At 46.8% G+C, this 18,371-nt stretch carries 17 protein-coding genes and 1 tRNA gene; 7 read left to right on the top strand and 11 right to left on the bottom strand.

All coding sequences use genetic code 11. The features are described 5' to 3' along the window. Nucleotides 1-22 precede the first annotated feature (22 nt). The 3 genes from B7992_RS03105 to B7992_RS03095 form a co-directional block, all read right to left on the bottom strand. Entirely contained in the window at nt 23-805 is a 783-nt protein-coding gene (locus B7992_RS03105; RefSeq protein ID WP_088658661.1) for a YgcG family protein, read from the bottom strand. 131 nt (nt 806-936) lie between these two features. Continuing rightward, entirely contained in the window at nt 937-2,160 is a 1,224-nt protein-coding gene (locus B7992_RS03100) for a hypothetical protein (RefSeq protein WP_073156080.1), read from the bottom strand. Then, on the bottom strand, nt 2,157-3,161 hold the full coding sequence (locus tag B7992_RS03095) for a hypothetical protein (protein ID WP_141100346.1): 1,005 nt from the start codon (nt 3,159-3,161) through the stop codon (nt 2,157-2,159). The genes B7992_RS03100 and B7992_RS03095 overlap by 4 nt, the downstream gene beginning before the upstream one ends. A gap of 162 nt (nt 3,162-3,323) precedes the next feature. Between B7992_RS03095 and B7992_RS03090 the strand changes: the two genes are divergently transcribed. Next, nucleotides 3,324-3,959: an alpha/beta hydrolase gene (locus tag B7992_RS03090; protein WP_249269319.1), complete on the top strand. Its 636-nt coding sequence runs from the start codon at nt 3,324-3,326 to the stop codon at nt 3,957-3,959. Here B7992_RS03090 and lnt read toward each other — a convergent pair. Genes lnt through B7992_RS03075 form a run of 3 tightly spaced genes read right to left on the bottom strand, consistent with a single transcriptional unit; the run spans nt 3,949 to nt 7,159 of the window. Next, entirely contained in the window at nt 3,949-5,892 is a 1,944-nt protein-coding gene (gene lnt, locus B7992_RS03085) for an apolipoprotein N-acyltransferase (RefSeq protein WP_088665543.1), read from the bottom strand. The genes B7992_RS03090 and lnt overlap by 11 nt on opposite strands. An 11-nt stretch (nt 5,893-5,903) precedes the next feature. Beyond that, nucleotides 5,904-6,590, bottom strand: coding sequence for a 16S rRNA (cytidine(1402)-2'-O)-methyltransferase (gene rsmI / locus B7992_RS03080; RefSeq protein ID WP_088665542.1), 687 nt, complete (start codon nt 6,588-6,590; stop codon nt 5,904-5,906). A gap of 11 nt (nt 6,591-6,601) precedes the next feature. After that, the gene (locus B7992_RS03075; RefSeq protein ID WP_249269320.1) at nt 6,602-7,159 is read right to left on the bottom strand and encodes a hypothetical protein; all 558 of its coding nucleotides are present in this window, start codon (nt 7,157-7,159) and stop codon (nt 6,602-6,604) included. Between the two features lie 91 nt (nt 7,160-7,250). On the opposite strand from B7992_RS03075, the gene B7992_RS03070 reads away from it, so the two are divergent. Further along, nucleotides 7,251-7,973, top strand: coding sequence for a UDP-2,3-diacylglucosamine diphosphatase (locus B7992_RS03070; RefSeq protein ID WP_073156088.1), 723 nt, complete (start codon nt 7,251-7,253; stop codon nt 7,971-7,973). 4 nt (nt 7,974-7,977) lie between these two features. On the opposite strand, the gene B7992_RS03065 is transcribed toward B7992_RS03070, so the two are convergent. From B7992_RS03065 to B7992_RS03055, 3 genes are all read right to left on the bottom strand, one after another. Then, nucleotides 7,978-8,421: a hypothetical protein gene (locus tag B7992_RS03065; RefSeq protein WP_073156090.1), complete on the bottom strand. Its 444-nt coding sequence runs from the start codon at nt 8,419-8,421 to the stop codon at nt 7,978-7,980. 21 nt (nt 8,422-8,442) lie between these two features. Next, complete coding sequence (locus tag B7992_RS03060) at nt 8,443-9,195, bottom strand: hypothetical protein (protein ID WP_073156093.1); 753 nt, start codon at nt 9,193-9,195, stop codon at nt 8,443-8,445. A 152-nt stretch (nt 9,196-9,347) separates the two neighbouring features. Continuing rightward, nucleotides 9,348-10,067, bottom strand: a complete 720-nt coding sequence (locus B7992_RS03055) for an alpha/beta hydrolase (RefSeq protein ID WP_088665541.1) — start codon at nt 10,065-10,067, stop codon at nt 9,348-9,350. Between the two features lie 436 nt (nt 10,068-10,503). Here B7992_RS03055 and B7992_RS03050 point away from each other — a divergent pair, with 436 nt between their 5' ends. The 3 genes from B7992_RS03050 to B7992_RS03040 all read left to right on the top strand — a co-directional run bounded on the left by B7992_RS03050 (nt 10,504) and on the right by B7992_RS03040 (nt 12,914). After that, complete coding sequence (locus tag B7992_RS03050) at nt 10,504-11,358, top strand: TIGR02147 family protein (protein WP_073156099.1); 855 nt, start codon at nt 10,504-10,506, stop codon at nt 11,356-11,358. Further along, on the top strand, nt 11,355-12,794 hold the full coding sequence (locus tag B7992_RS03045) for a hypothetical protein (RefSeq protein WP_073156101.1): 1,440 nt from the start codon (nt 11,355-11,357) through the stop codon (nt 12,792-12,794). Before B7992_RS03050 ends, B7992_RS03045 begins: the two co-directional genes overlap by 4 nt. Nucleotides 12,795-12,843: 49 nt before the next feature. Beyond that, nucleotides 12,844-12,914, top strand: a tRNA-Gln gene (locus B7992_RS03040). Nucleotides 12,915-12,997: 83 nt separating this feature from the next. Here the strand turns inward: B7992_RS03040 and B7992_RS16275 are convergent. Beyond that, nucleotides 12,998-13,507, bottom strand: coding sequence for a hypothetical protein (locus B7992_RS16275; protein ID WP_073156743.1), 510 nt, complete (start codon nt 13,505-13,507; stop codon nt 12,998-13,000). Between the two features lie 165 nt (nt 13,508-13,672). Here B7992_RS16275 and B7992_RS03030 point away from each other — a divergent pair, with 165 nt between their 5' ends. Continuing rightward, nucleotides 13,673-14,569 carry a DUF3078 domain-containing protein gene (locus tag B7992_RS03030; protein ID WP_073156104.1) on the top strand — a complete coding sequence of 299 codons (897 nt, stop codon included), beginning with the start codon at nt 13,673-13,675 and terminating at the stop codon, nt 14,567-14,569. Between the two features lie 73 nt (nt 14,570-14,642). Here the strand turns inward: B7992_RS03030 and B7992_RS03025 are convergent, their stop codons facing one another. After that, nucleotides 14,643-15,215: a hypothetical protein gene (locus B7992_RS03025; RefSeq protein ID WP_101478802.1), complete on the bottom strand. Its 573-nt coding sequence runs from the start codon at nt 15,213-15,215 to the stop codon at nt 14,643-14,645. A 261-nt stretch (nt 15,216-15,476) separates the two neighbouring features. Between B7992_RS03025 and B7992_RS03020 the strand changes: the two genes are divergently transcribed. Continuing rightward, nucleotides 15,477-18,281, top strand: coding sequence for a fibro-slime domain-containing protein (locus tag B7992_RS03020; protein WP_088665539.1), 2,805 nt, complete (start codon nt 15,477-15,479; stop codon nt 18,279-18,281). The last annotated feature ends 90 nt before the right edge of the window (nt 18,282-18,371 follow it).

The raw sequence follows: 18,371 nt of genomic DNA, 5'->3' as shown, positions 1-18,371 counted from the left end.
TTGTTTGTGTTGCGCTAAATTATTACCAGCTTCCGCCGGAACCGCCGCCACCAAAGCCTCCACCTCCGAAGCCGCCACCAAAGCCTCCTCGACCGCCGAATCCTCCGCCAAAGCCACCGCGGCTTCCGCTGTTTCGGCTAGCGTTACCGATGGCATTGCCCAGCATAAACCAGAGGCAACCATTTCCGCGGCCTCCACTAAACTTGGCCATCATCAGCATAAAGGCGACAAACATGATGAACAGCACCATGCGTGCAGGAACTCCGCTTTCTTCGGGAACTGGGTTTTCGCCGATATTTAGCTGGATGTTCTTTTCTTTTGCGATGACTTGTGCAATTTCCCAGGCGAGAGCTAAAATTCCCGTTCCGTATTTTTGTTGCCTAAATGCAGGAACTAGTGTTGCCTGTTGCAACCTTTCTGCAAGGGCGTCAGGCAGGTATCCTTCGGCTCCATAACCGACTTCCACGCTACGTCGACGTTGCTTCTGGGCGACGAAAATCAAAATTCCTTCATTGGATTTTCCACCGACGCCCCAGTTCTGCGCCGTACGGACTGCGAAGTCCCTGTAGTCGTTGTTCCCAATGTCGTTCATAAGGGCGGCCGCTAACCCTACACCGGCCTTCCTGTATAATTCTTCTGCAATCAGATTGAACTGTTGCACTTCCTGTGCGCTCATTAAACGATTTTCGTCGTAGACATAGCTGTTTACAGGACGGGCTGGCAGTTCTTTATCGCTGCCGTTTTTTAAGCCGATCCCCGCAAAAGCAGTTGAGGCCAGGGCTATACATAAAAGTATCGCCCACATTGCTATTGATGAAACGGAACTCTTCTTTCTCATTGGTTTGAAAATAGAAAGTTCATGGACTGATGTTAGACCATGAACTTTTTTTTTCAAAAATGTAGGGTGTATTTTTGCGTTTAAATGTGTTTTTTATCTTATTTACAATAATCGTCTAATTGTTTCTTTAACGGCGTAAAGTTGATCTTCTTTATGACAGCAATAGTGGCATCCATTTCTCGTTTGCTGTTTTCATGGCCCGATGTAAGGAAAGTAATATTGTCTCCCTTTAGGGACAGATTCACGTCATAAGGTGTTGTGAACTTTCCCGGAACATATTCTATGGGTTTTCCTGCACTTGTTGAAATGTTTAATTTTAGAATGGGTGATTTTGCATCGGAATCAATAAAAATTGATTTTTTTGCCAACCCTTTTTCAAGGGCACTGCAAATCGTTGCGTCTTCCTTACATTGAACATTTATGTTGCAGCGGGTCTGGGAAACCTTGAAATCGATTTCAATTTTCTTGCGTAAGCCAGATGCGGTGAGGTAATCTTCAGGCAGGTTTGGCTCGATTACAATGACAAAGGGACCTTTGTCGATGTCAATGTTTTTTATGTTGAATCTTGCGGTTCCGTCCTTTTGAGTTTGTCTTTCATCTAGAACTGTTCGCCCCTGTTTTGCGACGAGCGTGAAACCTTCGATGAATTCTTTTTCGTTAGATACCGTTACTTCAAGGGGCGAAATTTCAGGTTTTGACAGTTGTAGCGGTTGACTAGGACCTTCAAATTTTAATTTGGAAAGTTCACGGACGATGTCTGATTTTATTCCCTGGAGGTCATGCTTTAAACGATGACTTTCGTTTATGGGGTATACCTTGCCCAGTTCATTGACCAGGACATTGTATTGCGCAGGAAGGGGTTTTGCTTTTTCGATGGCCTCGATTGCACTATCGAACCTTCCCTTGTTTAGTGCGTCCCTTGCCGTTTCTTCCAGTTTTGTAACGTCTAACTGGATAGATTTCATCTTGAATTGAATGTCTGCGGTGAATTCATCAAGGTCCAGTGTCGCCGTAGCCTTGAAACCTTTGGCGGCAGGTTCCTTTTTTACAACGACTCCCTTAACCTGGATGTCGCTGGAAACCTTGCTGTTAGAGAGAAAACTTTCGCTGAAGGAACTCTCTTTTCCAGATGTAATTTCTTCCTTGTTTAAAGTCTGATTGACTTTGACTTGTGCAGAAATTTGCTTTGCAACGCCTGCGATGGCGGCATTGTTAGCCTCTTCCTGGGATTCCTGCGAAGTGGCTGTATAGGTAATAATCTTGCCTGCCTGGGCGTAGGCGACAAGCATAGTACACAGCGCTACCATTTTAAGAGTCTTCATAGAACATCCATTATGATCAGCTTCTTGGTGATGTTGATCTTCTTTGTGGAGGCGGTTGATTTTACGGCTTTGCGAATTTGGCTATAGACGTCGTTTACGTCGTCAGAGTCGCTGTAGACAACCATGTCGATGGTTTTGGCAGTCATGGTGTTGACTTTTGCCTTTTTGAACTTGGCTTTCACGTTCTGGACAATGTCCTCTTCAACATCCTCAATTTGGCTGTCGTCGTAATCGCCGCGGATGTTCATGATGACCTTGTATTTATTGCCTTCTCGAAGGTCATCGGCCCAGTAGGCGTAAATTTTGGATTCCAGTCCGGGCATGGCTTTTTTCGCGGCAGTTTTCAAATTTGCCTGCTGGTCAATTTTTTCCATTCTGCCGTGGCTGTCGATTGTGGAGTTCTGGGTTCCTAGAAGTCTAGCCGTTGAAGACTCGTAGGCGTTCAATTCTACGGTAACAATACCACGGCGGTCTACAGAGCCTGAAAACTTGATGTAGACATCGGCATTGAGCACGAGACTGGCCAAGTAGGCCAAATCCTCATCGGAACTGGCCAGACTGTTCTGTACCTGGATGACTTTATCTAGCGCTTCATTTCCTTCTAGATACTTGACTTCATACCGACGTTGAGTCAAGTATTCGTTAATTCCGTCCATGGCCGCCCTGGCAAGGGGATTGTTTGTTACAACTTGAAGACCGCTTAGCCCCTTAGAATTTAAGGCGGGAATGACCATAATGACCGGATGTGGAAAATCTTCGGGAATGGATGTTATGACCTGGGGCTGACTCTGGGGTTGATCCTTGGGAGCGTATTTTCCCTCATATTGGGAATAGCGATCTGTATGCTTGATTTCTCCACCGCTTTTCTTGGCGGTTGAGGAGTCGTCTAATTCCTTATATGCGGAATTTGCGTTCTTACGTGTAGAAACCGTGCCGTTATCTGCTGCGGCAATCGATGCAAAAAGTACCAGAAATCCAATTGCGTAATTTACAAAGTTCATATGAATAAAATTACCCAATCATTTGGCATATGTCAAAGTGGAAGTAAACTTTTTTTAATGAACAATGCGTTTTTTTAATGACAAGTATACCATTCCCTAAAAACACTATATATTTAAAACAGGTTTAATGGTTTAATAAAGACGTTGCATGAGGATGCTATAATGGAAAAATGGTTTTGGCTTCCCGACTGGGCTTCGGATTTGAGTCTGTGGGAGGATGATCTTATCAGTGCAAATCCGGAGGCTGAACACGTCTTTGTCTCGTATGGAGACATGGTTTCCTGTTTAGACGGAATGTATGGCCTAAAGGGTCTTTCCGAGGCGACAACTGTTGTCGCTTGGGGGCTTGGCGCCTTGGCTTTGCTTAAGGATGCCAAGAATAAGCCTTGCGGTCAGAAGTGGATTCTTTTGTCGCCTTATGCAGATTTTTGTGATGAAGAAAGCAACTGGACCGATCAAACTTTGACTTTTATGGCCAGGCAGGTTCGAAATGCTGCTGAACCGACCTTGAATGCTTTTATGGAGTTCCTGGAAAATGAGTTTGGCGAATGGCAGGATGAATGGTTCAGTGCCGCCTTGAAAATGGATAAAAACGCACTTGGTGATGGCTTGAATTATCTTGTGCGAAATAAAATTGATTCAAAAATTGAAGATAACGGAGAAACAAAGGTCCTGTTTGGACGTATGAACCAGGCCGTCTTACCTAGTTTGACGTTGGGTTTGAAAGAATTCTTGCCCAATGCTGAATTTAAGGAACGCCCCAAGGCCGGCCATTGGCCTCCGATGCTTATGCTTTAATTTTACGAAAGCAACGGCAGTTTAATGTCAGGGCGATAATCAAGTACGCCAGGAAGAATATTAAAAGGCCTGTTTCTACATGATCGCCGATGTGGCTATATAAGGTATCTCTTGTCTTAAGAGGTACCTTTCTCTGTATGACGGCATCGGTGAAAAGTTTAGTGTTTAGATCGAAGTGCCCATATTGGTCGATGAATACAGAAACACCGCTGTTGGCCAATCTTGCTACGGGCATTCCATTTTCTATGGCGCGGTAGCGAACCAGGTTCAAGTGCTGGTAGGGGGCCGTACTTCTGCCGAACCAACCGTCATTGGTGATGTTCACCATAAGGCGGGAACCGCTGCGGATGGCTTCTCGAATTAAATCACCAAAAATGGCGTCATAGCAAATGTATGGAGTCCAGTCGTAAGGTCCGTATACGGGGGTTTCCTTGCCAGGAACAAAATCACCTTCGCCCAGGTCCACATAATTCAAAATGGGGAATATATCGTCAAAGGGGATTCTTTCGCTGAAAGGTACCAAATGCTTCTTGATATATCGGCTGTATCCCGATTCGCCGGGTCTGAACAGGAAAGAGGCGTTATAAATGTCAAACTTGCGAATGCTGCCAGGAGGGTTTCTTTTATAATCTAGGGCTCCGGTCATCAGTTGTGCGTTTTTCAGTGTGGCCGTCTTGTTGAGGAGTCGGATGACTGCGGGCTGCCTTCTGATGTGGTCGGGAATGGCGGTCTCTGCGAGGACGATAAGGTTTGCTCCCGCACGCACGCTGTCGTTTACCATGCCGATTGTCTTGTTGACGATGGAGTCAAAACGGTCCTTGCTCCATTTGGCACCTTGGGCGATACTGGGCTGGACCAGGGCAATTGATGGATTTTCGGGGGAATCAGCGTTGTTGAAAGGTTGGGCTTCCTTTGAAGAAAGAACAATTGAACCCTGAATTAGAAGCAGTATGAAAATGACTGCGGGAACCGAGAAAATGGGAAGTGCCTTTTTGAGATTTTTGCAGTTGGCCAAGGCATGGGCGACGGCCTGGTTGGAGGCAACGACCATGATCGTGTAACCAAAGATGCCGACCCAAGGGAGCATTTGCAGAAGTTCCAGATGGTTTCCGAAGGTGTAACCTAGGTGGCTCCATGGAAAACTGAAATCCCCTCGGGTACGAGTCATTTCAAGACCTGCGTAAAATACGGGGAAAAGGGGGAGCAGTAAACGATGGCCTTTGATGGAGGCCTTTGCTGCTAGAGTGTAGACGTACGCGGCAAGAACGTTGTATATGCTGAAGTAGGCGATGAGTAGGAACAGTCCGAACAATATCAATCCCGACGGAGCTGTTTCTACATGCATTACATTGTAAATCCAGTAGTAGTTGATTGTATTGTATAGGATGGCTGACCAGAATGTGGCGAACAGGGCCTGTTGCCTTCCGTAACGGTTAAGGACTATAAACCAGGGAACTAGCAGCAATAACGCTGCCGGGCCAAGGGGCATGGGTGGGTAGGCGAACGCATAAAGTCCCCAGGAGAAAGTACATAGCATCAAGGCGGTTCGTGAATCCTGTTCCTTGATTCTGCGTATGTTCCAGCGGAAAAAATTGACTAGCCAGAACAGGCCGACTGGGCAGAACGTCATGGCAATCTGGACGATACCAGCATGGCCGGCTCCATTATAGTTGGCAGTATTGTAGTCTATGGCCAGATTAAAAAAGGATAGGGCGCTGTACGTGTAAATCCAACGAGTAAAGTTCTTTCGGATTGTTTTGACAAAAAGAAACGGAAGTGCCAATATAAAGGGAATACACTGGATGTTCTGGGTGTAGAGTCCAGGTTCGTCAGCCCTTGCTGCAAAAATAATGATTTCAGCAATGAAGGTTACCGCAGCGTAAATCTTGTAGGCTTTCGGCAATTCGCAAATATATCGTTTGACCTTTTCCATGAAAAAACTCGTTAAAGACCGCTCTTGTCCTGAGGGTTGAAAACTAATACGAATTCGCCTTTGGGCGGATGACTTTTAAAGTGGGCAGAAATTTCTGCCGGCGTCCCGATAAGATGTTCCTCGAACTTCTTGGTCAATTCTCGCATGAGGGCGATCTTGATGTCTCCGAATACGAGCTTGATTTCTTCGACGAACTTGTCGATGTTGTGGGGGCTGGCGTAAAAAATCTGGGTCGCTTCCTCATCCTTCAGTTTTTCTAGTAAGTGGATGCGCTGGGCGCTCTTCTTAGGGGAGAAATACTGGAATGCAAAATGGTCGGTAGGCATACCGCTACTGATCAGGGCGGTAATCATGGCGCAGGGGCCGGGGATGGCTCGAACGTCGATTCCTTCACGGACACATTCTCTAACTAGGTTAAATGCCGGGTCGGCTACGCCTGGGGTTCCTGCGTCGCTTATCAGCGCAATGTCGCCCTCGTTTTTTAGAAATTCAACGTACTTGGGCGTGACCTTTTCCTTGTTGAAATCGTGATAAGGTTCCATGGTCGTGTTGATGCCGTAGGCATCGAACAGGATTCGGCTGTGACGGGTATCTTCTGCCAGAACCAGAGGAACTTCCTTGAGAATACGGACTGCTCGATAGGTGATGTCTTCCATGTTGCCGATGGGAGTCGCGACAATGTATAGTGTATGAGCCATGGTAAAAATCTTTATAATGAGGTGTTGTAGCTGAGTACGGAATTTAAATCTGCCTGACGGGAACCCTGTAACTCGAAGCGGAGCCTCTGGATTAATTTGCGGTGCATTTCCTTGGCGGCGTTGTTAATCAGGTCGCTTCGCATGCGGCCGTATACGGTGGCCTTGATCTGTTCCTGTTCCGAAAATTCAACGTGCTTGACCAGAGTGCCATTGCAGAAAATGCGGGCGCGGAGGGTAAAGCTTAAGGTTTCATCTACAGGGAGGATTGGCCAAAAGGGGATAATCACGGCTCCCAAAGTCCATGAACTCGGGGCCGATTCCTGCTTGACTGATGCGATGATTTCGGCGTTGCCTCGGCACGAATTTCTTGGATAATCCTCTGGCGTTGCCGCTGCCGTGTAAGCACGTAGCAAATCTTGGCTTAATTCCAGGCTGTCTCCGCCATAAACGAAGGGAATATTTCCAAAGAAACTGAACTTTTCCTGAGTTAAGGGAATGTTCTCTAGATTTCCTTGTTGCAGATTTACGGAACAGCCCGATAAAAAGGCCAACAGTATCGTAGCGATCAAAACGCTGATTTTTCTTTTGCTTCTCGTGTAAAACATCATTTGTAAAGATACAAAAGTATGGGAGTTCCTATTGTTTTATTAAATTGCGGATATGGATTTACCAGTAGTCTTTATATCTGATGCCCATCTGGGTGTGAACACTCCGTTCTGTGTTGCTAATCGCGAAGAGAAACTTGTGCAGTTTTTAAATCAGCTACGCGGTAAAATTTCTCACTTGGTCATTGCGGGCGACCTGTTTGAATTCTGGTTTGAGTATAGAGATTACGTTTGCCGAAACCATTTTGAACTGTATTTTTCTCTTCGGGAATTGGTGAAATCCGGTGTGGAAGTTCATCTTCTTCAGGGAAATCATGATTTTGCCTATGAGGATTTCTTCCCCAAAACGCTGGGCGTTCAAGTCCATAAGCAGGTTATTCTTGAGGTTCAGGGGAAAAGGGTCCTCTGTTGCCATGGCGATGGCGTTGCCAAGTCTGATAAGGGTTATCGCGTCATGCGAAAAATCCTTGATTTTCCGCTAAACCGCAAACTTTTTAAGTTGATCCATCCGGATTGGGGGATGAGTCTCGCTCGATTTGTTGGCAGCAGTAGCCGCAAGGCTGGCGAAACAAGAGTCATCAATATGGACGAGTATCTGGAATGGGCCGGCGGCGCTATGAAAAAGAACTGCTGTGACTACTGCGTTCTGGGGCATCACCATATAGCGGGAGTATGGCCTGTTAAGAATGGTGTTGTCGCTTCTGCCGGGGACTGGATGAAAAAACTCACCTACGTCCAGATGGAAGCAGGTGAGTTAGTTTTAAAGGATTTTTTGTAGGGGCTTAGTTCCCGTTGAAGGCGTCTGCGCGACTCTCTGTGGAATGCATCATCTTCTTGCTAGAGTTTGAACCCCAAATCTTGGCGACGAGATCCATGCTAGCAAAGCTATCCCAGTAAGCGTCTACCCAGCACCAATGGTGAACTTCGCCCTTGGCGTCGGTGATAGTCCAATTCTTGAGCGCTGAAAAAGTCATCACAATCGGATCGGGCTTGCTGGAAAATCCATAACTGTTGGTTTCTTCGGGAAGCTCTATAGTTATGGTCCAGGCGTTTCCGTCGGTCCTCTTGAAAATGAAAACATTCAGTGCGATAATAACCGCGAGGGCTATAAGTGCGCCTCTAAAGTTCTTTTTCGTGAGAAAAAAGATGCAAAGAAGCGCGAGGAGCACGCAAATGGCTCCAAAATTATAGTGTACGGTATAAAATGCCTTAAGAACATCTATCATGACGATCCCCTCGCTTAAGGCTTACTTCTTGTTAGCCTTTGCTGCCGCTCTCTGTTCTGCGACCAGGGAGGCAACGCTGAAGGACAGGACCTTGCCTTCGATCTTGCATTCGGTGCGGTAGCTCTGTCTCGGGAGAGCGATTCCATGAGAAGAAAGAGTTCCCATGAAGGAGGCGTTTGCGTGGCTAGCGATAGTACGAACGTTGATGAATCCCTTGTCCTTGCTGAAAGTCAGGGAGAACACCTTCTTGGTCTTGTCGTATTCTGCAACCATGGTCTTGTTTACGGCCGTGTTGACTGCATTCTTGGAGTTGCGGTCGAAAATGATGGTTCCACGGGAGTCGATGGAGAGCATGGTCTTGTTTGCAACAGAGTTACGGCATGCGATAAGCTTCCATTCGCCCTTCTTCTTGGAGGAGGCGTTCTTGCTGGTGAAGATATACTTGTTGCCTTCCTTTTCCAGGATGTAGGGGCCAGTTACGATCTTTTCGCCGATGGCGTTAAGGGCACCCTTGAAATACAGGAACTTGGACTTGGAACCGTTGACACCCAGAATGAAGCGGAAAGAAGTAGCCTTTGCTTCCTTAACGGGAGTGATAGCCACGCGCTTGCCTACCGGGTCAACTTCGATATCTGCATAGGGGCCAACATCGATTGTTTCGCCACGGGGGCCAGTTGTCTGCTTGGCCATTTTGTCGAGTTTCATGGTTCGAATAGCTTCTGCCGGGAAGCGGATGAAGCCACGAATGTCCATTTTAACAATAATTCCGTCCATTATTACACCTCTTTTATTTGTTGTTTTGCTTGTAAATTAACAATTTTTAAACCTTAAATGCAATGATTATAAGAAAAAAAACAATAATGCTTGTTGTGAAGGCTACATTATGTAAGGTAAATCACATAGATAACTGGGGAAAAACGCCTTTTTTACCTTGTTTGGGCGGTAAGATGTTGTATGGCTTGGTTTAATTTATTACTTAAGGGACTGCCTTGAGCCTTGATTTTTTTGAAATTGGGGTGTTCTTTTTCGAAAATCAAGTTGCTTTCTTGCCTATTTTGTCTATCCTGAATGAGAATAACCTGTTCTGGAATAGCTATTTCGTTCAAGTCGGGCATGTCGACTTTTGTCCGTATCAAAAATTTGGGATAAAGAAGTCTGTATTTTTCGTTGATCTTGTCGGCAATGCTGCTGATGGGGTCAATTAAAAATAAACTGCTTTTTTTTGTGTATTTAAGTTGTTCTGCGGCTAAAATAGCTCCGATTCCCCTTCCGGCGACTATTTCAGGCGCCCTGCCGGTAATTTGGCTTGCGCAAGCGGTGATTTGCCTGGCGTCATCTAGAAAATTCTCTGAGGAGGGGGTTCCCTTGTTGTTTCCGCTGCCTCTATAATTGAATGTGACTAGCGTGCTTTGTGCATTTTCTCCCGCTTCGGCGAGAAATTGGGCCCCATCTTCATCTGTGTCGGGGAAATAGAGCAGAATGGACTTGTTATCCGAGCCGAGCTGCCAACCGCTTAAAATGTTGCCGTCTTCCAGCGTGCAGGAAATCTGTTTTGCCTTGCCCTGAATCGCTGCGTTGGCTTCTTTGTGGGTAATTGCCCGCGGAAATGCGATTTGGCGTTCTGTAAGTGCAAGGTAGAATACCATGCTGCAGTAAATGAGGGCGAGAGCACCTAAAAGTCGTAATATTCTAAGGAAAAAGCCCTTTATAGATGATGGTTTGAACGAATTCATGTATACAAAGATAGAAAAATAAGGATGAAATAATAAAAGTAACTTATAAAGTTCTGTATACGGACGTGGACTGTTCCCGTATGGAATCTTACAAGGAAAATTATAAAGAAAAAAGGACTTCCGCTTGGAGTGAAGCGGAAGTCCGAGGGATGGGATTGGGTGTTCCCTAAATATAGGCTAATTTTTTTAAGGTGGGTATAGGAAAAATGCATGGTGTTCACGAAAGTGTTCTCTAGGTGTTCTCTAGGCTGATACTAGTAGTAAAGCGGCTTTTTTTACATCGTCAAGGGGGTGCTTTTTACAAAGAAGGTGTTCCCAAAAATGTCCGAAAAAATTATATTTCCTGCTGATGAACGTTTATGCATATTACAATTACAGGAAGTACCTGCAGGACTATTATGACTACCGGAAGTCTGTCCAGCGGTATTTTTCCTATAGGTCTTTTGCCAAGAAGGCGGGGTATTCGTCTTCTGGATTCTATCTAGACCTGATTCGTGGCCGTAAGTCTCTTACGCCCCAGATGCTGCCGAAGTTTATTGCGGCGCTGGGACTGAACGAGAAGGAAGGCCGCTATTTTACCTTGATGGTTGATTTTACTCATGCTACTACTCCGGCATCCAAGCAGGCTATCTTCGAGCAGATGTCTGCTCTGTTGCCCAGTGCCATCAAGTCTTTGACCAAGAACCAGCAGGAATACTACAGCAAGTGGTATTATGTGGCTGTTCGCGAAGCCCTTTCCGTGCTGAATATTGGCGAGAAGAATATTCAGGAACTGGCGCTGTTCCTGAACCCGAAGATCACGCTCCCGCAGGCAAAACAGGCTATTCAGCTCCTGTTGAACCTGCAGTTGATCGAATTGGATATTACCGGTTGCTATCGTTCTGTGAACAAGGCCATCTTCAGTGGGTCCGAAATCGCTCCGCTGTTCGTTCATCAGTTCCAGAAACAGATGATTGATTTGGGTAAAGATGCCCTGGATCACTACAGCACCGAACGTAGAAATGTATCTTGCATGACAATGAGCGTGTCTGCCGAAGGTCTGGAACGTATTATCAGCAAGATTGACTTGTTCCGCAAGGAAGTTGTCGACATTGTCCGTTCCGACGAAGGCGAGACTATGATTGCCCAGATGAATATTCAGTTCTTTCCGCTGAGTAAGGAAAAGGTTGCCTTGCCTCCGGAACCTGATGAGGAGGATGCATGAGGACTCGCTTTTTGAATTGTTTGATGCTGGTGGCGTTTTGCGTCGCCGGGCTCGCTTTCGTGAGTGCCTGTTCCAGTGACTCCAGTACTGCAGGAACTGTGACTGATACGGGCAATACCATTGCTACAACTGAAGCTGAAGTGGCCGGCGTGGTCCATCGTGCCGATGGCTCTGTTGCCGTGAACGCTACTGTCAGGATGGCCAGGTTGGCAAGCTCTGAGGCAGATTCTTATGAAATCCCCGAGTCTAGGGATACTGTGACGGACTCTGCAGGTCGGTTCGCCTTTGCCGTTGCAATGGCTGACACCTTCCAGTTGGCTGTTTTTGATTCCTTGGCATCTGAAATTTTCTACCTGCCGTATACGACTTCGAAGTCTGACGATTACGATTCCATCAGGCTAGAAAAGGCCGCCTTGTTTAACGGCGTTCTCCTTTATGAAGAAGCCGATTCTGCAGTGAAGGTTGGCTCCCACTTTATTGTTAGCCTGACAGGAACGCCCTTCTTCCAGAGCGTATTTGCTGGCGATTCGTTCAGCTTGATGATTCCCGCTGGTACTGGCTGGATGTCGTTCTTCCCCTGGGACCCGGAGATTGTTGCCAAGCTGCAGGATTCCGGTGTCGCGGACAGCCTGATTTATCGCCGCTGGGAACTGAAGGACTCTGTTGCTGCCGGAGATACCGTTACACAGGGACCGTTCATCTGGAGCATTAAGTCTGACGTGGATTCCCTGATCAAGGAAGAGGAAGAAGTCGCTAAGGTCGTATCCCGTATTAGCGGTACCGTTATTTGCAAGAGCGGTAAGCCTTGTGACAGTGTGGAAGTCATGCTGATTACGGATCTGTACGGCTTTGACTTTGTCGAAGGTGATTCTGTTGAATTTGTTGTAAATGCGAAGACGGATAGCCTTGGCCGCTGGTGGTTGCCTGTTCCGGAATCCGTTCCCGAAGATTCCTTCAGAGTTGAATATCGATTGATGATGGATGGCTTCCCGGTCCAGGTTGGCGTGTCCCGCTATGTGATGGCTGGTGAAGTCAAGAATCTGAAGGACACGCTGGATGTCGGTGTAGACACGTTGAGCAAGCCGTCGGGACTGTCTTATGGTGTTGCCCTGGTTGTTGACCGCGAAGATACGACCCAGTCTAGTGACTGCATGCTGAATAGCGTTGTTGTGGGTATTAAGGGTACATCCCATTTTGTTCGCGACGTCACTTGCTACGATGAGGCTTCTCTAGTGGATCTGCCTATGGGCGTACAGGATGTGATTCTCTATTCCGGCGACCCCAAGGTCGTGGCAAAATTGCGTGAGATGGAGGTCCCCATGATGTACTATGTGACCCAGAATGCGGTGTCTTTGCCCGAGGGAAGTGTCCAACAGGTACAGTGGATGACCTATAGTCCAATCAATCTCAGCATTTTTTCTGAAAAAAATGAATAAAACCCCTTGCCAAGGTTAATTTTATTAGCTAACTTTGGCTCACCAACGATGAGTTATGGTGTAACGGTAGCACAACAGATTCTGACTCTGTTTGTCTAGGTTCGAATCCTGGTAACTCAACGAAAAAAAGAGAGATTCCCTTTGGGAGTCTCTTTTTTTATTTCCAAAAAGTTTGCGTTGTCCTTTTGAGGCTTCGTCTATATTTAAAGGGTGTAGGTAAAGCCTACGCCCCACAGTACATTTTGGGCGTCGTGATCCTTGAACTGGTAAAACGGCACGCTGATTTGTGTATATAGACCGTACATGTGGACCCACATTTCCATGGAAATGTCCAGTTCTTCCTTGTAGTTGAACGGGTACACGTACTTTTTCTTGTTGGCGTTGTTTATGGCCTGGTGCATCTTGTTGGGGGCTTCGGCGTATTCGTAGCCTGCGCCAATGCCGACATCGAATTTGAAGGGGAGTTCGCTAAAACAAGTCCAGAGGAGGCTTCCCCTGATGCTGGCCCAAAAATCATTTTCGCCGTAATGCATGCCCATGCCCTGCACTCTAAAGGCAAGGCTTCTGAAGTCAAGGCCTGCGACCAGTACCAATGGAGCCTGGTTCCGTGTGCCGATCCCAACTTCGATTTTTATATCGGAGGGCTGTTTGGGTGCTTCGGCAGCGCCTGAATGAACCGCCCCCAAAAGGGTTAATCCGAAAGGTATTATCATTTTGGGGAGGAGATTCATACTGACAATTATAGTAAACCTCGTGATTATTTGCACAAATGAGGGCGTTGATATAAAAAAATGGGGTTTATAATAAAAATAAAAGTTCTATCTTTTCGTTAACTTAACCGCCGCGGCGTATGCCAGGCTCAAAAAAAAGGAAAACATATGAAGTTGAAGAATTTCTTTATGTCTTGCGTTGCAGCATGTGCTTTGGCTGCTCCTGCTATGGCAGAAGGTGGCATGTTCGAAGGCGCTCTGCCCGAAAACTGGACTGCTGATGTTGTTGCCGGTGTCAAGTATAACTATTACAACTTCCACAACTGGCAGCAGGATGGTACTTCCAACTACACTTGGTTGGTGACCTTTGATGCAGACGTGCAGGGTAAGTGGAAGGTTGCCAACTGGCGTAACCTGGTGGATATCGATCTCGGACAGACTTGGACCGATGGCCAGGGCCGTCGTAAGTCCTCTGACCGTCTTTTCTGGGAATCCATGCTTGACTTCAACATGACCGAAGTGCTGAAGCCCTACGTCGGAAACCGTTTTGAAACTCAGATGATTGCCGGCTACACCTATAGCGAAGATGAAGATGGTAACGAAGTCAAGAAGGCTGTCTCCAGCTTTATGGACCCTGCTTACGAAACTCAGGTTGCCGGTCTTGCCTATATCCCCAATGATATGTTTAGCCAGCGTCTCGGTTTTGCAAACCGCATGACCATTTCTAACGGCTACGGCTACGCTGATGAACACGGTGCCGAAAAGATTGCTCGTGGCGAACGCGACCATCTTAAGACCGTGAAGGATGAACCGGGTCTGGAATCCGTTACTGAATTCAAGTACGGCTTTTCTGATGTGGTTAGCTTCAAGAGCCGTCTGTGGGCATTCACCAACTTTGAAGGTGTCAACGCAATTGACGGTCGTTGGGAAAACTTGCTGACTGTTCTGATTGCCCCGCTGATCGAACTGCAGGTTGGCTTCGATATGGCTTACGACCTGGATCAGGATGAAGATGCTCAGGTTAAGAACATGGTGCTCTTCGGTCTGACCTGGCGCTGGTTCTAATATTTAGAGAATCCGATAGATATAAGAAGAAGGCTCGCTTCGGCGAGCCTTCTTCTTATATAGTGCAAATTTTTTACGGTTCGTAATTTAATAATTCCTGAATCCAGGCGTCCTTAGCCTTGCGGATCTTTTCTAGGGAGGCGTCATCTGCGGCGCTGTTGTCTCTCAATTCGGCTAATTCAGTGTACTGCCTTGCCAGGAGTTCCGCCTTAGGGTAGTGGGGGATGAGGCTTGATAGGCGTTCCTGGATTGCCTTGTCGGAATAGAGCCGGTTGATTCCTTCTAGCCAAAGGCAGATGTGTGCTTCCTTGTTGCCGTTCTGCCGTTCTTGGTCGGCTTCGCTGAATTCCGGGGGCGTTATCTGGTCTAGCCAGTCCGCTTCTTGCTCGAACAGTTGGTTGTCTTCTTCCAGGGCGTTTGCCTTATTTCGTAATTCCAGCTGCTTTTTTAGGAAGGGACGGTAAGACTCCACATCTTGGTCTAGACCGTTTTTTTTCAGAAAATTCCCAAGATTACGCAGATTTGATTCTGACGGATTGTTCAGGAGGCATTCCTTTAGCACGGCTAGCTGATCTTTAGAAGGCAACTTTTTGAAATTTTCGTTATGTGCGTTTGCTGCCTTGACGCGAAGCCAAAAAATTCTCAATAGAATTAGTGCGGTTATGATGGGTAAAATAATGGTAAATGACATAATGGGTGCTATTTTAGAAAAATGAAGGGGGAAAATGCCTTTTTTGAAACGAAAGTTCCTGCTGTGGGCGAAAAAAGTTGTGTTTTTATGGCTTTGAACGTTCCTTATTGCTTTTTTACAGATATTTTTCAATTTTCGTTTTTAATATATAGTCTAAAATGGTGTATATTTAGCGTTGAATATTCATAACCTGTGCACAGGTGGAGATTGGACTATATGAAATTGGATCGTTTTAAACGGATATCTCTTACCGCGATGATGTTTGGACTCGCTGGGGTGGTTTCGTCCTTTGCGGTTGTTGAAGATAACCAGAGAGAACTGGATATTGTTGTCCGCGACTTTGACGTGGGTCATCCCGACTTTGAAAACTTCCAGGAAGAAGCTTATTACAGCATCTTTTCTGGCAAGGATGATGCTAAGCCGAGTTCCTGGTTGGCTACATACAGCACGGATCCGACGTGGACTGGTCGTCGATCTAACTATGGTAAATATGGTTGCGGTAATACCCAGACTCCTGATTATGGTCTCCCCGTAGGTACCGAAGGCTATCCCAAGGCTAACGCCGATGGATCCGTGATGACCAAGTCCGGTGCCGTTTCTACGGTTCCCGACTATATTACCGCTATTTCTAGAGTTACAAACCAGGGTTATGCCTGGTACGGTGAATTCAAGGATTGCTCTTACGATGCTAAGCTGAATCCCCTTAGCCTAAAGACTATGCGTGGTCTTGTGTCTGAATTGTGCTCCGACGCTTCTTCGACTTGGGCCGCCAATATGGCCGACAGCAAGAAGGAGTGTACCGCAGGTAAGGTCTGTAAGGGTCACTCCTGGTCACAGATTGTGTACGTGACTCCGGGCCTTGTTGAACGAAACCTGCAGTTCGTTAAGGATCCCAACGATCCTAACGGCGGTCTGGACATGTATTCTCCCATAATTTCCGCTAAGCGTGAAGGGTGTGATAACCAGTATTTCAGCCAGTGGTATGCGGATGTAGATAATGTCAACCTGCGTACCAATACCACCTTGATCCTGGATCAGGATCCTAGTGATCCGAAGTACTTTGAAATCGATAAGAACTGGAACAATGGTGGTTACTTCCCGCTGGATTCCATTTCTGATGATGGCGAATTTACCTGGCTGGGACCCAAACCCCAGTATCCGAATCAGTACGGCGCTCAGTCTCTTTCCATTTTCTGCCCGCCTTATGAATATCGATATGCAAAGGACCAGACCGACTTTAAGGGTTCGAATACTGCAGAACTTTGCAATGCCTGGAAGCGTAATGGTGGTCCCAAGGTTGGTGCTGCCGCATATCAGGCTGCTGCCACTTCTGAAATTGGCCTGCGTCACCTGCGCAACTATGGCTTTACCATGATGGGTTACGCCGCATTTAAGTACAAGAAGGGTGCTGGCGAAGTGTTCGAATTCACTGGTGACGATGACATGTGGATTTACGTGGACGGCGTTCTGGTGGTTGACCTGGGTGGTACTCACTTGGCTGCAGCTGGTAAGGCTGACATGGACTACCTTTCTGGTCAGAAGTTTGGTGTCGCCGGTTTAGGTGGCTTTGCTCATGGTTGCTGGCCGGGCGATCCTCTGGAACTGGCTGACTCCTGCTCTATCAAGCTTGATGCTGATGGTACCTGGAAGGATGGCTCCTGGCATCATATCCACTTCTTCTATGCTGACCGTCAGACCGATGGTTCTAACCTCCGTATCCGCAGTTCTCTTTCTGAACTCGCTCCGTCTCGCTATGGTCAGCCCTCTGTAAGTAAGTCTGTGGTGACTACCGACAGTACTGGTAAGCAGACAGTCAGCGTGACCCTGAATACTACTCTGGATGAATCCTCCTTGATTAACATCAGAAACGCTGCCGCAACAGGCACCGCTCCGGTCTTGCTGGTGATGAGAACGGTCTATGATTCTACCGGTGCTTCTTCTACTAAGGTTTATGGCTACTACATTACCTCTATTTCTGATGGTATTAACCTTGGTCCTTCTGGTATTCAGTACGATATGGAAGGTATCTTGGTCGATGCTGATGGTAATGTTATGACTTCTGGCATTTCCGGTAACGACAAGATTGCATTCAATTTCCGCGATCCTGAAAACGAAATTGCCAACGACGAAGATCTGAAGGCTGCTTATGTGTCTACTGTGGGTCTTGATGCTTGGAATCAGATGATTTCCTGGACCAAGAAGATGGACGCCGCTGGTTTCGATATCAAGTCTTCTTCTGGAAAGAAAGTGATTGGTTTCCCGGATACTCCTAGCGATTGGTCTGTTACTCAGTTCGTGGGTAACCCCAACGTCGAAACCTTCGTTCTTGACAAGAATATTGACCGTCCTGAATTTGATAAGCAGGCTGCTGTATTGACCGAAGTTGCCAAGAACAACAGTGGTGAATTGCCTGCTGACTTTACCGCTGACTTGATCATTACCTCTATCCCCACTTCTGCTGGTAATGGTAACCCGCTGGTGCTGTCCAACGAAGATAAGAGCTCCTTCTCTAAGGCTGGTGCTAATGGTACTGTTGGTGCCGGTTCTGTGGCTTACGTCGGTGGTAAGGCAAGCGCATCTTCTATGTGCTTCAGCGATGAATCTGGTGTTGAAAGCTGCACAAGTATTTCTTATCCGGTTTCTGGTCCGTTCCGCCTTAACGTTCGCGTGTTCGACCATATGGGCCATTTTGTTAGCCAGTACCAGAAGCGTATGAGTGCTGACGAAATTCATAAGGCTCTGGGTGGCGAAACTGCTAAGCTTGGCGCCTGCGGCGAGGAATATCCGCTGTACGGTTCTACTGGCTTGGGCTGGATGACTATCAAGATGTATCCTGTTTCTCAGAGCGGCCGTATGATTGCAACTGGCCCGTACATCTACCAGGTTACCTTCATTCAGGAAGACTACAAGTACTGCGTGAAGGGCGGCGATGCTGACGAAGCTGGTCAGATCAAGACCAACACTTACAAGCGTACCTCTGATACTTATCGCTTCGGTTACCGCCGTCATAAGAATAAGTAATAGCGGTTAGCAAAGTTTAAAAAGCCTCGGCTCAATGCCGAGGCTTTTTGTATAGAGAAAACTACCGGCGTAGCCGGTAGTTCCGTAAAA

Source organism: Fibrobacter sp. UWH1, from assembly GCF_002210365.1.
Taxonomy (GTDB): domain Bacteria; phylum Fibrobacterota; class Fibrobacteria; order Fibrobacterales; family Fibrobacteraceae; genus Fibrobacter.
Note: the sequence above shows the minus strand (reverse complement) of the source record. Positions and strands in the feature narration are given on the sequence as shown.

Excerpts from the sequence above, each read along its gene's own strand:
- B7992_RS03105 (WP_088658661.1), bottom strand. The coding sequence starts at position 805 with ATGTGGGCGATACTTTTATGTATAGCCCTGGCCTCAACTGCTTTTGCG.
- B7992_RS03100 (WP_073156080.1), bottom strand. The coding sequence starts at position 2,160 with ATGAAGACTCTTAAAATGGTAGCGCTGTGTACTATGCTTGTCGCCTAC.
- B7992_RS03095 (WP_141100346.1), bottom strand. The coding sequence starts at position 3,161 with ATGAACTTTGTAAATTACGCAATTGGATTTCTGGTACTTTTTGCATCG.
- B7992_RS03090 (WP_249269319.1), top strand. The coding sequence starts at position 3,324 with ATGGAAAAATGGTTTTGGCTTCCCGACTGGGCTTCGGATTTGAGTCTG.
- lnt (WP_088665543.1), bottom strand. The coding sequence starts at position 5,892 with ATGGAAAAGGTCAAACGATATATTTGCGAATTGCCGAAAGCCTACAAG.
- rsmI (WP_088665542.1), bottom strand. The coding sequence starts at position 6,590 with ATGGCTCATACACTATACATTGTCGCGACTCCCATCGGCAACATGGAA.
- B7992_RS03070 (WP_073156088.1), top strand. The coding sequence starts at position 7,251 with ATGGATTTACCAGTAGTCTTTATATCTGATGCCCATCTGGGTGTGAAC.
- B7992_RS03065 (WP_073156090.1), bottom strand. The coding sequence starts at position 8,421 with ATGATAGATGTTCTTAAGGCATTTTATACCGTACACTATAATTTTGGA.
- B7992_RS03060 (WP_073156093.1), bottom strand. The coding sequence starts at position 9,195 with ATGGACGGAATTATTGTTAAAATGGACATTCGTGGCTTCATCCGCTTC.
- B7992_RS03055 (WP_088665541.1), bottom strand. The coding sequence starts at position 10,067 with ATGGTATTCTACCTTGCACTTACAGAACGCCAAATCGCATTTCCGCGG.
- B7992_RS03050 (WP_073156099.1), top strand. The coding sequence starts at position 10,504 with ATGAACGTTTATGCATATTACAATTACAGGAAGTACCTGCAGGACTAT.
- B7992_RS03045 (WP_073156101.1), top strand. The coding sequence starts at position 11,355 with ATGAGGACTCGCTTTTTGAATTGTTTGATGCTGGTGGCGTTTTGCGTC.
- B7992_RS16275 (WP_073156743.1), bottom strand. The coding sequence starts at position 13,507 with ATGATAATACCTTTCGGATTAACCCTTTTGGGGGCGGTTCATTCAGGC.
- B7992_RS03030 (WP_073156104.1), top strand. The coding sequence starts at position 13,673 with ATGAAGTTGAAGAATTTCTTTATGTCTTGCGTTGCAGCATGTGCTTTG.
- B7992_RS03020 (WP_088665539.1), top strand. The coding sequence starts at position 15,477 with ATGAAATTGGATCGTTTTAAACGGATATCTCTTACCGCGATGATGTTT.